The following is a 13,543-nucleotide window of genomic DNA, read 5'->3' on the forward strand; positions in this document are numbered from 1 at the left end:
TGAAAACCCGTCAGGGGCTTGTCACGTTCGGTCTGGACTCGGATACTGCCTCCACGATGTGTGTTGCTGCACTGTGCAGAGTGATGCGCAGTGCGACGCGCCCGCCGTCCGCGCCCCGGATCGGGCGCGCCGAGCCGGGGAGGGCCTGGCGTGAGTGGTGGTGACCGTCGCCTGCAGACTTCGCCGTACCTGACGCGCGTGATGCCGGGCGAGGCGTTCCCGGTCAGCTACTGGAGCGACACCTACGGGCCCACCGCACCCACCGGGGAGCCACCGGGGCCCGGCGCGCTATTCGGGATCGTCGGCCTGGACGGCCGGATCGTGTGGCAGAGCGACCAGGCGATGTTGGACCTGCTGCGCGCCAGTGCCGCGGGCCCAGCCGAGGCCAGCGCGCTGGCGGAACGGTTCGGCGCCGAACTGGTCGCCGTGGCGGTGGCCCGAAGCTGGCTGCAGGAGCCAGGCGAGCTGTGCCGGGGCTATCACCTGATCTCCGGCGAGATCGAGGTGACCGCGCACTGCAACTGGGGGTGCCAGTTCTGTCCCGTGGCGACCGATCCGAAGCCGCGGCGGACGATGCCGCTGGGGCTGTTCGAGGAGGTCGCGGCCAAGCTGGCGGCCGTTCCGACGCTGCGGTACGTGACGTTCCAGTTCTTCAACGAGCCGCTGCTCGACCGGCTGTTCACCGACCGGCTCGACGTGCTGGCGCGGCACAACCTGCAACTCGCGCTCTACACGAACGCCTCCGCGCTCACTCCCGACCGGATCGAGGCCCTGCGCCGGCCCGGGGCGCTGCGGCACCTGATCGTGAACCTGCCCTCCACCGACGAGGCCGAGTTCGCGCGCCTTACCGGCTCGCGGAGCTTCCAGCGGACCACGGCCAACCTGGACGCCGCGATCGAGGCCGGGTTTCCGGTCCAGGTCGTCGTCAACGGCGTCGGGGCGAGCCTGGCCCGCAACCTGGACGGCGTCCGCGCCCGGTACGAGCCCGCCGGCGTGGAGGTGTTCGCGAGCGCGACGTGCGACCGGGCCGGCGCCGTGGGCGGCGACTACTTCCAGAACATCGACATCCGGGGGCCGCTGACTGGCTGCGGCTGGCCGGTCCACCACGCCAACATCAGCGTCGCCGGCGACCTGTTCCTGTGCTGCAACGACTACTACCAGCGGGAACGGTTCGGCAACATCACCGCCGGCAGCATCCACGAGCTCATGACCAGCGACGCCGCGGTCGCGCTGCGCCGCCAGGTGTTCGGCGTCGACGACGCGCCGGCGGGCCTGCCGTGCCGGCGCTGCCACAACCAGCGGCTCGACTACGGCGCCCGCGAGTTCCGCCCCATCGCCACCTTCGGCTGACCGACCAGGAGCACCGCCATGACCGACGCGATGAGGATCTGGTACGTGGCCGGGCAGCGGCTGTGCAACTTTGGCTGCCCGTACTGCGTGTCGACCGGGGACTGGTCGAAGAGCCGCCGCTACGACTGGACCGACCCGGCCGACCGGGACGTCCTCGCCGCCACGGTCGGCTGGATCGGCAGCCGGCCGCAGCCGGTCGAGGTCCGCCTGGGCAGCCTCGGCGAGCCGTTCGCCTCCTCGTTCTTCCTTCAGCAGGCCGGCTGGCTCACCCGCCAGGACAACGTCCGCTACGTGGAGCTGTTGTCGAACGCCTCGCTGCTCGAGCGCCGTCTTCCCCTGCTGGCCGAAACGGCTGAGATGGCCAAGGTGTCGCTGTGGCTGACCTGGCACCCCGGCCAGATCGGCCTGGAGAAGTTCACCGACGCCGCTGCGCTTGCCCACGACGCCTACGGCTGCTTCGTCGTCGTCAACGCGTTGCTGTTCGACCCGGCCGACGCCGCCGGGGCCCGGCGGGTACGCGACGCGGCCCGCCGCGCCGGGCTCCGGTTCAACCTCGACCTCGGCTACGACCCGACCGCCACGACCGCCAGCCCCACCGGCGCTGTGCCGCTGCTGTGCGCCGTCGGCCACGACCACGAACGCGCCCTGCAGGTAATCGAGGAGGCGGGCGGCGACCCGGCGCTGACCAGGCTCGCGCTCACCGCGCTCGCCGGCCCACGCGAGCTGGAGTGCCGGGCAGGGCACGACTACCTGTTCATCGACATCCACGGGGTGGCCTACCGCTGCTCGCGCTACGCCGCCGCCGACCTGCACCCGCTCGGCCGCGTCCTGGACCCCGGCTTCCGCCTGGAGACCCGCGCGGCGACCTGGGCGCCATGCGGGGCGAACGGCGGGTGCTGCAACAAGGAGGACTTCCTCAACCTGCGCCTTGGCGAGCGGCTCCGGCCGCGCGACCTCCCCAGCCTGGGCTGGATCGGAGCCTGACCCGCCTACCCGAACCCAGCCGGAAAGGGATGCCGATGCTGCTCGGCGAGATGACCTGGCCCGCCTTCGACGATGCGACCCGCGATCCAGCTCCCGGCGCGGGCGTGGTGATCGTGCCCGTGGGAGCGGTCGAGCCCCACGGGCCGCACCTGCCGTTGGCCGCCGACACGATGATCAGCGACTACTTCGCCGGCCGGCTCGCCCGCGACCTTTCCGGCGCCCTGGTCGCTCCGACCATCGGCTACGGGGTGGCGACGCCGCCGCAGCGCCTCGGCGGCGAGTTCCCGGGCGTCCTCAACCTCAGCGGCGAGGTCTTCACCCGTCTGGTCACCGAGGTGCTCACCGGGCTGGCGTGCCACGGCCTTCGGCGCCTCGTCGTGGTCAACTCCGCGATCGACAACATCAGCTTTCTGTGCGAGGCCGCGCGGATCGTCACGGCCGCCGTCCCCGGCGCCAGGGTGATGATCGTGAACTGGTGGGACGTGGTCGGCGAGGACTTCCGCGACACGCTGGCCGCCGAGACCGGGGTCGCGCGCGACGTCGACCACCACGCGGGCATGGTCGAGTCCAGCCTGGTCATGCACATCGCCCCGCGCACCACCCGCCCGGCGCCCGAAGGTCCGGCCGGCTGCCCGCCTCGCCGGTTCACCTACCACCTTTTCCCGCTCCCGGCCGACGCCGCCACCTCCGACGGCGTCGTCTATACCGCCGTGGGCTCCAGCCCCGCGATCGGGGAGCGTGTCGCCGAGCAGGTCGCCCGCCGCCTTGCGGACGCGGTGCGCCAGGAGATGCGGTGACCGGCCACACCACGGATCACGACGTGACGGACGAGGTTCTGCTGCTGTACTCGCCGTCGGCGTCCTACCCCGAACCGGTGGCATGCCTGACCGACCGGGACGGCCGGCTCGTGCACGCCTGGAGCAACGCCACCGGGCAGCCCGACCCCGTGGACGATCCGCCGTCCTACCTGCGTGGCTGGAACCACGTCGAGCTCGGACCCGACGGAAGCCTGTACGCGATCGTGCCGCTGCACGCGGTATTGAAACTGCGCCCCGACTCCAGCCTGGCCTGGAGCGCCCCGGTGCCCGCCCACCACGACCTGGACGTCGCCGCCGACGGCCGCGTGCACGTCCTGACCGAACAGCCCCGCCTCATCCCGGCGCCCGGCGGCCCGTACCTGCTCCTGGACAACCAGATCACCGTCCTGGAGGCCGGCGGGCGGCCAGTCGAGCAGCACTCGCTGTACGACCTGCTCGCCACCGTCGACCACCTGCGTGGCCTGGTCCACGACGAGCTCGCCCGCCGTGCCAGGGCGACGGTCGGGTGCGCTGACCTGCACCGACTCGCGGGGCGACGAGGGCGGGAGGTCTCCCGTGCGCTGCGGGACCAGCCGGGCTCGCCGTGCGACGTGCTGCACGCCAACACCCTGGAGATCGTGCCCGCCCATCCGGCCGGCCTGTGGGATGACGGCGACGTCCTGGTCGCGGTCCGCGAGCTGGACCTGATCGCCGTCGTCAGCCCACGGGCCGGCGCGGTGCGCTGGTGGTGGGGACCCGGCGAGTTGTCCGGGCCGCACCAACCCTCCGCCCTGCCCGGCGGCAGCGTGCTGGTGTTCGACAACGGGCGCGCCGCGCGCCGCTCCCGCGTCCTGGAGATCGACCCCGCCACTGGCGAGATCGTCTTCACCTACGTCGCCGATCCGCCGGCCGCGCTGTTCACCGAACTCGCCGGAGGCTGCCAGCAACTCCCGAGCGGAACCCTGCTCGTCACCGACGCCCAGCACGGCCGCGCCATCGAGATCAGCCGCGACGGCAGCACCCTGCGGGAACTCCACATCCGCACGAACCACACGGCCGGCGGGAACTCCCGCTGCGACATCTACCGACTGGCCGCCATCCCGGCCCGAACCGCCGCGCGCCTGGCCACGCCCGCCGGCCGGGCCTGGCAGCTGGCCACCACCCGAGTCCGCTGCCAACCCGAGGTCCGGAGCAGCCAGTGATCAGCGTCATCATCCCCACCGCCGACCGGCCCGGCTACCTGGACCGGGCGCTGCGCAGCCTGGACCGCCAGAGCCTGCGCGACTTCGAGGTCATCGTCGTCGCCGATGGGGGCACCCCACCTGAGCAGGTCATCGACGCCTGGCGCGGGCGGCTCGCGATCACCCTGCTGGAGGTGCCACAGCGGCGGGGCGTATCGCACGCCCGCAACCTCGGCGCTGCCAGCGCTTCCGGGGACCTGCTCGCCTTCCTGGACGACGATGACGTCTTCCTGCCCGACCACCTGGCCGTCGCCGCCACCACCCTGGCTGATCCCAGCATCGAGGTGGCCTACGGCGCGGCGCTGGTCAGCGACCGCTGGATCGACGCCATACCGCGGACCGCCGACGGCGCCGCCGTCCTGCGCAAGGGCTACCCGTTCGATCCCGGCTTCCTGCTGGTCGCCAACTTCATCCACACCGGGGCGGTCACCGTCCGCAACTACACCGGAACCTCGGCCCAGTTCGACGAGACCCTCCAGCACTGCGAGGACTGGGCGATGTGGCTGACCCTGCACGCCCAGGGCTACCGGTTCGCCTACACGGGCGCCTGCACCAGCGTCTACCACCAGGTCCAGGGCGCCTCCGGAACCGTCGCCGCCGCCTACCAGCGCAGCCCGACACCCTTCACCCTCGCCCGCCGCCGCCTGTACGCCTCCTGGCCGGCCTCCGACCCCCGGGTGGCCGGCTACCGGCGCTGGATCACCGAGTTCGACGGTCGTTTGGACGTCGCCATCGAGCGGGGCCAGCCGGTTCCGCGACACGCCTTCGAGCACGCCATCCGGACCCTCTACCCGGCCTTCACCACAGCGGCGCAGGCTGATCTGGCGCACCTCGACATGCTGTTCCGCCCGCCCGTGCTCGCCCGCGCTCTCGGCCCGCGGGCAGATCGTCAGGGAGTACCCGGATGACCGACGTCGCCGCCGGGCCGGCGCTCTACGACGGGTACGCCCAGGTCTTCGCCGACGAGGCCGCCGTCAGCGCCTACAACGCCCACTACGACCGGCCGGCCGTGCTCGGCCTGCTCGGCGACGTCACCGGACTCACCGTCCTGGACGCCGGCTGCGGGCCCGGCCTCTACGCCACCGAACTCCTGCGCGGCGGCGCCCACGTCATCGGCTGCGACGCCAGCACCGACATGATCGCCCTCGCCCACAGGCGGCTCGGCCCCGGTCCCGTGCTGCGCCAGCACGACCTGAACCGGCCTCTGGACTGGCTGCCCGACGCCAGCGCCGACCTGGCGCTGCTCGCCCTGGTCATCCACTACCTCGACAACCGGGCGGGCGCGCTCCGCGAGATCTACCGGGTCCTGCGCCCCGGCGGGGCCCTGGTCATCTCCACCAGCCATCCCACCGCCGACTGGCAGGCCAGCGACGGCGGCTACTTCGACGCCCGCCACGAGCAGGAGCAGTGGTCGTGCGGACTCACCCACCGCTACTGGCGGCAGCCCCTGCAGAACTGGATCGCCGAGTTCACCGCCGCCGGATTCCTCCTCAAGGCCCTCGTCGAGCACCAGCCCCAGCCGCGGATGGCGCGCACGCACCCCGCCGTGTTCGCCCGCCTGTCCCGGGAGCCCGGGTTCATCGCCTACCGCCTCGCCAAGCCGCCGGACACGGCGCCCGCGTGGAAGGATCCAGCAGTATGACCACGGGGAGACCGGTGCTAGCCGTCGTCAGCGGCCCGCCAGGAACCGGCAAGACCACCCTCGCCCGCGCGCTCGCCACGGCCGTCGGCTGCCCGGCGGTGATCCGCGACGAGATCAAACAAGGACTGGTCCTGGCCAGCCCCGGCTACCAGGCCGGCGGCGACGACCCACTCAACATCCCCGCTCTGCACGCCTTCTTCGGCGTCCTGGAAACGCTGGCGAAAGCCGGTGTCACCGTCGTGGCCGAGGCCGCGTTCCAGGACCGGCTCTGGAGACCCCACCTGGAACCGCTCACCGCCCACGCCGACGTGCGGATCATCCGCTGCGCCGTCGACGCCGCCACCGCCCACCAGCGGATCACCAACCGCGCCGGGCTCGACCCCCACCGCGCCGCCCACGGCGACCGCGACCTCCTCGACGACATCGCCGCCGGCCGCCACTCCCTCGACGCCTTCGTCGACATCCGCCTGGACCTCCCGCGGCTCCCCGTCGACACCAGCGACGGCTACCGCCCCGGCCTCGACACCATCGCCGCGTTCCTCACCGAGCCCATCCCGTGAGCGCAGGCCGGGCCGTGGGACGGGCCTGCCAAGCCGTGTCGACTCAGCCCGCGACAGCTGCCGCCTCGGTGGCGCGCAGGTAGCTGTACACCGTCTCGCGGCTGACGCCGAACTCCCGAGCCAGGTCGGACTTCCGTTCGCCGGCGGCGGCGCGCGCGACCAGCTCGCGGGCCTGGCCGGGGGTCAGGGCGGGCTTGCGACCGGTGTAGGCGCCGCGCTGCTTGGCTGCGGCGATGCCCTCGCGCTGGCGCTCGAGGATCAGGGCGCGCTCGAACTCGGCGAACGCGCCCATGACGGAGAGCAGCAGGGTCGCCATCGGCGAGTCCTCGCCGGTGAAGGTCAGGCCCTCCTTGACGAACTCGACCCGCACGCCCTTGGCCGTGAGGGTCCGCACAAGGCGGCGCAGGTCGTCGAGATTGCGCGCGAGCCGGTCCATCGAGTGCACGAGCACGGTGTCGCCCTCGCGAACGAACGCGAGCATCTCGTCGAGCTTCGGCCGATCGGCATCCTTCCCGGACGCCTTGTCCGTGAACAGCCGCTCGACCTCGACCCCGTCGAGCTGACGCACGGTGTTCTGGTCGGCGCTGCTCACCCTGACGTAACCGACCCGCATCCGCTCCCGGCCCCCTCGCCATCCGAAATGTCAAGATGGAATCTAAGAACCAAGTAGACGGACGTCAAGAAATGGGGCCCGGGACTCTAATCTGACGCCCCGCAGGTCACCTGGATGTGTGGCGTTGGGGTCTACTTCAACCTGACGAGAATCTGATCATCCTCGCGCCCGGAACCGGTCCCGGACCGCCGAGCCGGCGCCCCTGTTTCTGTCGGTGCCAGGCCTTACCGTGATCGGGCAACAGCGGACGGAACGGGGGAAGCCGACGTGATACCAGCGCAGGGGGCTACGAGGCCACGTTCATCTCGATGACAGCCGACGGCGAATGGGTCGAGAAGCGGGGGCCCGGTAGGAACGGAACGGAAAGCCGGTGTTGCTGTCAAAACTTTTGACGGTCGGCGGTCGGGTCCGACAGGGTGGGTGGGTGAGCGATGACCCGACGGTTGGTTTCCTGAAGGCGGATGTGGCGCGGTTCTGCGCCGGCCTGGACGATCTGGCGCCTGCGATCCGGCTGCGGCTCGTTGTTGAGCTGCGGCAGGCGCTGGACGAGGTGACGGACACGGCGTTGGACAGCGGGATGGCTGCGGCGAGGGCGGAGGGCTGGGGGCTGCGGCAGATCGGCGGCCTGGTGGGTCTGTCGCACGAGAAGGTCCGCTACCGGCTCGCCCGGGCGGAGAGCGAGCCGGCCGGGCCCTCCTAGCCCAGGGCTGTGGCCTCGGCGGGCTTGCGGGTGGATCGGAGCTGGCCTCCGGCGACCTCGGCGGGCAGCGCGAAGCTGTACCGGCCGTGGAAGTTGATGTGGGCGAACTTCAGCGGCGAGAGGCGGGCGATGTCCTCGTCGCGGACGTGGATGCCCTCGGCTCGCATCTCGTCGATGATCTGCTGGAAGTAGACCGTGTTCCACAGGACGACGATGTTGAGGATCAGTCCCAGTGCCCCGAGCTGGTCTTCCTGTCCCTCGCGGTAGGACTGCCGTAGCTCGCCCTTCTGCCCGTGGAAGATCTTGCGGGCGAGGTTGTGGCGGGACTCCTGCCGGTTGAGCTGGGTGTTCACGCGCCGCCGTAGCAGTTCGTCGGCGAAGTAGGTGGACAGGTAGGCGCTGCGGTCGAGACGGCCGATCTCCATGATTGCCTTGCCGGTGGGGGTGGGCTTGCCGCCGGGTGCCAGCACGCGCAAGACCTCGGAGGCCTTGATCGTGCCGGAGTGCAGGGAGCCGGCGACGCGCAGGACGTCATCCCAGTTGGCGGCGATCTGCCCGAGGTTGATCCGGTCGCGGGTCAGCGGGTTGAGGGGGCCGTAGTCGGCGTCCGGGTCGGCGCGGTAGAGGGTCGCGCTGCCGGCGTCGGCCAGGCGTGGGGAGAACTGATAGCCCAGGAGGCGGAACAGGCCGAAGGTCATCTCGGAGGCGCCATGGGTGTCCGAGGTGACCTCGACGGGCCGCAGGGCGGTCTCCTGTTCCAGCAGGCCGTCGAGGATGTAGAACGAGTCGCGCTGGGTGCCGGGGATCAGGATGCCGTGCAGGCCGCTGAACTGGTCGGACAGGAAGTTGTAGAACGTAGCTCCGTGCCGGCGGGTCCCGAAGTACTTCGGGTTCGGGCCGGAGTTGAGGGTGCGGATCGGGGTGAGGAACCGCAGGCCGTCGGCCGAGGCCAACTCGCCACCGCCCCATGCCTGGACCAGCGGCAGGAGGGTGTGGAAGGCGACCAGGCGGGCGTTGGCCCGGCTGAGGGTCTGGGAGCGCAGGTAGTTCTGCTCGACCCAGAACAGCCGGTCGCGGCTGAGCGCGGCGATCCCGTCGTGGACGATCGGCTCCATGCCGACGTTGGTCGCCTCCGCGGTGAGCACAGCGGCCACGGACAGCTCCAGGTCGTCCATCCGGGACTCGGCCTCGGAGACGTGGGTGAACTCCGCCAGGTAGGGCACCCAGGAGTTGACCTCCAGCACCATCTCGGGCAGGTCGACGGAGGGCAGGCGGGCATCGACCTGCCGGTTGAGCTCGTCGAGGGACGCGGGGACCTCCAGCCGGTCGAGACCGGTGAGGATGATGCGGTCGCGGCCGTCCTGCCGCTCGATCCGCACGGCGGGGTTAGCCGCCAGGCCGTCGGCGAGCTCGCGGTGGGAGCGGTCCAGCCGCGCGACCCAGCCGGCGAGCGTGGTGTCGGGGCTTGAGCAGCAACCGAACGCTCAATGGCGTTAGCGTGCCCGCGCCAGCGCGTAGTCGTTGGCGGTCTGGTAGATGTGGAACCTGGCCTCGCGGCCTCGGGCATCGCCGTGCGGTGCGCGCGGGGTGCCTGACCAGGCGTTTCGCATCTGATGCAGAAATCCCGCATCGAATGCGAGCGGGTTGAGGGTCACGGTCGGTGGCGATCGGGAGTCGGGCCGGCGCGGCGGGGTGCCATAGTCCCCGCATGGCGGGTCCGAGGTCGGGAGACGTGCTACTCAGGCCGATCGAGGAGGACGACTGGCCGGCGGTCCATCTCTGGGCGAGCCAGGAGCGGGTCTGCCGTTTCCAGGCGTGGGGTCCGAACACAACGGAGCAGACACGCGAGTTCGTGTGGGAGGCCGCGAAAGCGTGGACTTCCTCTCCCCAGACAAGATTCGTCTACGCGATTACCCTCGACGGATGCGTTGTCGGTAACTGCGAGCTGAACCTTCGCGGCCGGGACCAGGGGGAAATCAGCTACCTGTTGCACCCTGACTACTGGGGAAAGGGGCTGGCCACAGCCGCCGCCAGCCAGCTCGTCCAGCTCGGGTTCGACGAGCACAACCTTCATCGCGTCTTCGCCACCTGTGACCCGCGTAACGTCGCGTCGGCTGCCGTCCTGCGGCGGCTCGGGATGAGTTACGAGGGCCGGATGCGCGAGACGATGCTGATCCGCGACGGCTGGCGCGACTCAGACCTGTACAGCGTTCTCGCACATGAATGGCATGCGAGGCCCCGACGCTGAACCCGCCATTGCCCGACCACCAGCCGCTGGCACCGCGCTCATGCCACTTAAACCTATTACGCCACCGGTGGCAACGGCAGCATGGCTCCCGGAATCTCCGCATCGCCTGGTTGTCTCGGCCCGCGAGCAACGGAATGAAGAGTCCCGGTAGCGGCTGGCGTGCGGGCGGCTTAGCGAGACTGGCCGTTCGGATGCACCTGGTTGAGGCCCGGGCCGAGGGCGCTGTGCAGGTGAGGGCCGTCGAAGCCGAGCTTGTATATCGCGGGCGTGGGCATCGACAGCCAGAAGGCGCAGTCGATCGAAAGACCCAGGGCGAGGAGCCCGCGGGCGATCCAGGTGCCGTGCGTCGCGGCCAGGATCGTCGTCGTGGACGAAACGGACGCCACAAGATCACGAACGGCGTTCCCTGCGCGGTGGGTGAGATCGGTGAGCGTCTCGCCCGCGCCAATGGCGAGATCGGGCTGATTCCAGCGCTGCTCGTAGTGGGCCTGCCAGCCCGGGGTCGGGTCCAGGCCTGACCGCCACTCGCGCAGATCGTCACGGTGACATATGGGCAGGCCCAGGGCCTGTGCGGTCGGTTCGATGGTCTGGATCGCGCGAAGGTACGGGCTGGACACGACCTGCGAGACGCCGAAGCCAACGAGGGGCGCCGCAAGGGCGACCGCCTGTTCATGACCCGCCTTGGTGAGCGGCCGATGGTGCTCGTCGGGACCATCGAGGGTCGGTGTGACGGACACGGCGTGACGGACCAAGACCAGGACGACCACAGGAGAGATCATGCGTCACGCCGCTCGCTACGTAGGCGAGAACGGGGCTGGATCTGACTCTCGCCGCTGGGCTGACCTGATGGGCCGGGGCCCTCGGGCCGAGGCGCGGCGGTCCTCCGGGGCTGTTGGAGTGCTGCGGTTACCGGCCTGTTCGCTCGGGTCGCGCGCGCAACCGTCGAAGTCGATCTCTCCCCGTCCGCAGTGCCAGTAGCGAGTCGCTATCATAATTCGTTCTGACGGGTCCTTGGATACGAGGCCACGACCGAGTCGACGAGGTACTACGGGTGACTAATTTTCGCGTCGCGGTGTTCGCTTCGCACACGGGCACCAACCTGCGGGCGCTGCACCATGCCTCCCTTGAAAGTGATGCGGCGTTCTGCATTTCCTTGGTGGTGAGCAACAACCGGGAGTCTGGGGCTCTCGCCTACGCGCAAGCCTGTTCCATACCTTTCGCGCACATGTCCGGAGTGACGCATCCCGATCCGGTCCAGCTTGACGCTGCGATGTGCTCGCTCCTGGACGGTCATGAGATCAATTTGATTGTTACGGCTGGCTATATGAAGAAGATCGGCCCGCGCACGCTGGAGTCCTACGCCGGTCAGATCATCAACGTGCACCCGTCCCTGCTCCCGCGATACGGTGGGAAAGGTATGTTCGGCCGCGCGGTGCATGAGGCTGTGCTGGCGTCGGGTGATCACGTGTCTGGCGTTTCGGTCCACGTCGTCACGGCGGAGTACGACGAAGGCCCGGTCATCGGGCGTCGGATAGTCGCCGTCGAGCTGGATGACACCGTGGAGATGCTCTCACAGCGAGTCCTCAGGGCCGAGCACCTCCTCCTTCCCGAAGTAGTACAGGACCTCGCCGTGCGTGCGGCCGGCCAATGGAGAGCTGACGGTACCAAGAGGTCGCGTACGTGATCGTTCCATTCCTCCGTGATCCGCTTTTCCCGGGGCACGGAGTTCGGTTGAGGGACCTGGCATCAGACGTCGATCTCAGGCTTGTTGGCCCCAGCACGCTCGATGACCCGGTACACCGTGGCCCGGGACACCTCGAACAACTCGGCCAGGTCGGCGATCGAGTGCTCTCCAGCGGTGTGCAGCTTGACCAGGTGCGCCTGGCGGGGCGGGGACAGCTTCGGCGCGCGGCCCTTGAGCTTGCCCTTGGCCCGGGCGATCGCCATGCCCTCCCGGGTCCGCATGCGCAGCAGGTCGACCTCGAACTCGGCGAAGGTGGCCAGGATGTTGAAGAACAGCTTGCCCATGGGGTCGGTCGGGTCGTACACCATGGTGCCGAGCTGCAGCCGTACCCGCCGGGCGGCGAGGGAGTCCCCGATGTCGCGGGCATCGGGGACGGAGCGGGCCAGCCGGTCGAGTTTGGGCACCACGAGCGTGTCGCCACCGCGGACGGCCGCGAGGCCTGGTCCAGGCCGGGCCGGGCGCGGGTGGTGCCGGTCATCCCACGGTCGAGGTAGATGCGGTCCTCGGCGACGCCGAGGTCGAGCAGTGCCGCTCGCTGTGCGGCGAGGTCCTGCTTGTCGGTGGAGCAGCGGGCGTAGCCGATCAGGGTCGCGGTCACGTCCCGGGAGCGTACGGATAGCCACCGACATTTGAGACGGCCAGCGGACGGGCTATCTGAGACGCGCTCGGCGATCGAGGCGGCGCGTTGACCTCGGACGATCCTGGCCACGACCGGCGCCGCGATCCGGGCCGAGCACTGTCCGGTTGGGGATCCCCTTACGGACACTCAAGATCTCTTCGCCTGCCCCCTGGTGCCTACTCGGCGCGCTGTCCGACTCGCAGGACGCTCAGGTAACGGCGTGGCGCCCGGTTGCCCATCCGCGTGCGGATGCGTTCGGCGATGGCGTCGAGAAGGGGCTCGCGGACGTCGTGGTCGAGCTTTCGGTAGATCGAGGTCGTGCGGAGAAGATTGGCGAAGCCGGGCCCCGTCGAACCACTGAACGGTCGGGTACCAGCGCACGGTCGTGGGGCCGAACAGGCTGCCGGGATCCTCGGCCAGTCCCCATCCCTCGTCCGTGGTAGGCACGTCGTCCTCCAGCGGCGGATGACCCCAGTCGGGATTCCCGGGAGAGAACCGCTGGTGCAGATCGGCGGTCTCGGCGTACACCTCCGGTTCTCCCGGTCTGCGGACGACGACGTTGCCGAGCAGCGCCATCCAGCCTCCAGGACGGAGCGCGTCGTGCGCTCGCTGCCAGCCGATCGACGGGTCGACCCAGTGCCACGACGACGCGGCCACGAGCACGTCGAAGCATCGACCGCGGTCGTCCCACTCCTCGAACGTGGACGTCTCGACGGTGACGTCGCGGAAGGTGGCGACCCGATCGCGAGCGAGCGCGGCCATCTCCACGCCCGGCTCGACGGCGGTCACCGAGCATCTGAGCGCTGCCAGCGACCGTGTCGCCTGACCGGTACCGCAGCCCACCTCAAGCACCGACGACCCCGCGTCCATGCCGGTGATGGTGACGAGGTCCGCGAACAACTCGTCGGGGTATCTCGGCCGAACCCGGTCGTAGAGCTCCGGCACCTCGTTGAACACCCGACCGAGGTTCCGTCGATTCGAGCCTGCCATCGCACCATCCTGCCGTCACCTTTACCGACGCCCGGAATCCTGGAGAAAGTCGTCA

The 13,543-nt window shown here is 70.2% G+C and carries 14 protein-coding genes and 2 pseudogenes; 10 read left to right on the forward strand and 6 right to left on the reverse strand.

Annotated elements, in window-relative coordinates; all coding sequences use genetic code 11:
* Positions 1-150 precede the first annotated feature (150 nt).
* From FRADC12_RS27340 to FRADC12_RS27370, 7 genes are read left to right on the forward strand one after another with little or no spacing between them, the layout of a single operon-like run.
* A complete protein-coding gene (locus FRADC12_RS27340; protein ID WP_198153065.1) occupies positions 151-1,350 on the forward strand; it encodes a radical SAM/SPASM domain-containing protein in 1,200 nt (399 codons plus the stop codon).
* Between the two features lie 18 nt (positions 1,351-1,368).
* The gene (locus tag FRADC12_RS27345; RefSeq protein WP_052711222.1) at positions 1,369-2,334 is read left to right on the forward strand and encodes a hypothetical protein; all 966 of its coding nucleotides are present in this window, start codon (positions 1,369-1,371) and stop codon (positions 2,332-2,334) included.
* A gap of 35 nt (positions 2,335-2,369) precedes the next feature.
* Entirely contained in the window at positions 2,370-3,131 is a 762-nt protein-coding gene (locus FRADC12_RS27350; RefSeq protein ID WP_045880328.1) for a creatininase family protein, read from the forward strand.
* 23 nt (positions 3,132-3,154) lie between these two features.
* Positions 3,155-4,333 carry an arylsulfotransferase family protein gene (locus tag FRADC12_RS27355; protein ID WP_045880329.1) on the forward strand — a complete coding sequence of 393 codons (1,179 nt, stop codon included), beginning with the start codon at positions 3,155-3,157 and terminating at the stop codon, positions 4,331-4,333.
* Positions 4,330-5,280, forward strand: coding sequence for a glycosyltransferase family 2 protein (locus FRADC12_RS27360; protein ID WP_052711223.1), 951 nt, complete (start codon positions 4,330-4,332; stop codon positions 5,278-5,280). The genes FRADC12_RS27355 and FRADC12_RS27360 overlap by 4 nt, the downstream gene beginning before the upstream one ends.
* Positions 5,277-6,014, forward strand: coding sequence for a class I SAM-dependent methyltransferase (locus FRADC12_RS27365; RefSeq protein ID WP_045878765.1), 738 nt, complete (start codon positions 5,277-5,279; stop codon positions 6,012-6,014). The genes FRADC12_RS27360 and FRADC12_RS27365 overlap by 4 nt, the downstream gene beginning before the upstream one ends.
* The gene (locus FRADC12_RS27370) at positions 6,011-6,574 is read left to right on the forward strand and encodes a P-loop nucleotide/nucleoside kinase family protein (RefSeq protein ID WP_045878766.1); all 564 of its coding nucleotides are present in this window, start codon (positions 6,011-6,013) and stop codon (positions 6,572-6,574) included. The genes FRADC12_RS27365 and FRADC12_RS27370 overlap by 4 nt, the downstream gene beginning before the upstream one ends.
* A gap of 43 nt (positions 6,575-6,617) precedes the next feature.
* Here FRADC12_RS27370 and FRADC12_RS27375 read toward each other — a convergent pair whose 3' ends face one another.
* A complete protein-coding gene (locus tag FRADC12_RS27375; RefSeq protein ID WP_045878767.1) occupies positions 6,618-7,187 on the reverse strand; it encodes a recombinase family protein in 570 nt (189 codons plus the stop codon).
* 424 nt (positions 7,188-7,611) lie between these two features.
* On the opposite strand from FRADC12_RS27375, the gene FRADC12_RS27380 reads away from it, so the two are divergent.
* A complete protein-coding gene (locus FRADC12_RS27380; protein ID WP_045878763.1) occupies positions 7,612-7,887 on the forward strand; it encodes a hypothetical protein in 276 nt (91 codons plus the stop codon).
* Here the strand turns inward: FRADC12_RS27380 and FRADC12_RS27385 are convergent.
* A pseudogene (locus FRADC12_RS27385) lies at positions 7,884-9,344 on the reverse strand (Tn3 family transposase); the annotation flags it as partial. The gene FRADC12_RS27380 and the pseudogene FRADC12_RS27385 overlap by 4 nt on opposite strands.
* Positions 9,345-9,619: 275 nt before the next feature.
* Here FRADC12_RS27385 and FRADC12_RS27390 point away from each other — a divergent pair.
* Positions 9,620-10,135: a GNAT family N-acetyltransferase gene (locus FRADC12_RS27390; protein ID WP_198153066.1), complete on the forward strand. Its 516-nt coding sequence runs from the start codon at positions 9,620-9,622 to the stop codon at positions 10,133-10,135.
* Positions 10,136-10,305: 170 nt separating this feature from the next.
* Here FRADC12_RS27390 and FRADC12_RS27395 read toward each other — a convergent pair whose 3' ends face one another.
* On the reverse strand, positions 10,306-10,902 hold the full coding sequence (locus tag FRADC12_RS27395) for a histidine phosphatase family protein (protein WP_052711225.1): 597 nt from the start codon (positions 10,900-10,902) through the stop codon (positions 10,306-10,308).
* 284 nt (positions 10,903-11,186) lie between these two features.
* Between FRADC12_RS27395 and FRADC12_RS27400 the strand changes: the two genes are divergently transcribed.
* Positions 11,187-11,819, forward strand: a complete 633-nt coding sequence (locus FRADC12_RS27400; RefSeq protein ID WP_045878770.1) for a formyltransferase family protein — start codon at positions 11,187-11,189, stop codon at positions 11,817-11,819.
* 62 nt (positions 11,820-11,881) lie between these two features.
* Here FRADC12_RS27400 and FRADC12_RS35270 read toward each other — a convergent pair whose 3' ends face one another.
* The 3 genes and pseudogenes from FRADC12_RS35270 to FRADC12_RS27410 form a co-directional block, all read right to left on the reverse strand.
* The gene (locus FRADC12_RS35270) at positions 11,882-12,100 is read right to left on the reverse strand and encodes a helix-turn-helix domain-containing protein (protein WP_502685325.1); all 219 of its coding nucleotides are present in this window, start codon (positions 12,098-12,100) and stop codon (positions 11,882-11,884) included.
* Positions 12,101-12,115: 15 nt separating this feature from the next.
* Positions 12,116-12,645, reverse strand: a pseudogene (locus tag FRADC12_RS35275) (recombinase family protein); the annotation flags it as partial.
* A complete protein-coding gene (locus FRADC12_RS27410; protein WP_232304081.1) occupies positions 12,646-13,488 on the reverse strand; it encodes a class I SAM-dependent methyltransferase in 843 nt (280 codons plus the stop codon).
* Positions 13,489-13,543 lie beyond the last annotated feature (55 nt).

The sequence above is a fragment of the Pseudofrankia sp. DC12 genome, assembly GCF_000966285.1.
Lineage (GTDB): Bacteria > Actinomycetota > Actinomycetes > Frankiales > Frankiaceae > Pseudofrankia.

Bases quoted from the DNA above. Each gene is read 5' to 3' on its own strand.
- FRADC12_RS27370 (WP_045878766.1), top strand. From the start codon at position 6,011: ATGACCACGGGGAGACCGGTGCTAGCCGTCGTCAGCGGCCCGCCAGGA.
- FRADC12_RS27375 (WP_045878767.1), bottom strand. From the start codon at position 7,187: ATGCGGGTCGGTTACGTCAGGGTGAGCAGCGCCGACCAGAACACCGTG.
- FRADC12_RS27365 (WP_045878765.1), top strand. From the start codon at position 5,277: ATGACCGACGTCGCCGCCGGGCCGGCGCTCTACGACGGGTACGCCCAG.
- FRADC12_RS27345 (WP_052711222.1), top strand. From the start codon at position 1,369: ATGACCGACGCGATGAGGATCTGGTACGTGGCCGGGCAGCGGCTGTGC.
- FRADC12_RS27350 (WP_045880328.1), top strand. From the start codon at position 2,370: ATGCTGCTCGGCGAGATGACCTGGCCCGCCTTCGACGATGCGACCCGC.
- FRADC12_RS27410 (WP_232304081.1), bottom strand. From the start codon at position 13,488: ATGGCAGGCTCGAATCGACGGAACCTCGGTCGGGTGTTCAACGAGGTG.
- FRADC12_RS35270 (WP_502685325.1), bottom strand. From the start codon at position 12,100: ATGCGGACCCGGGAGGGCATGGCGATCGCCCGGGCCAAGGGCAAGCTC.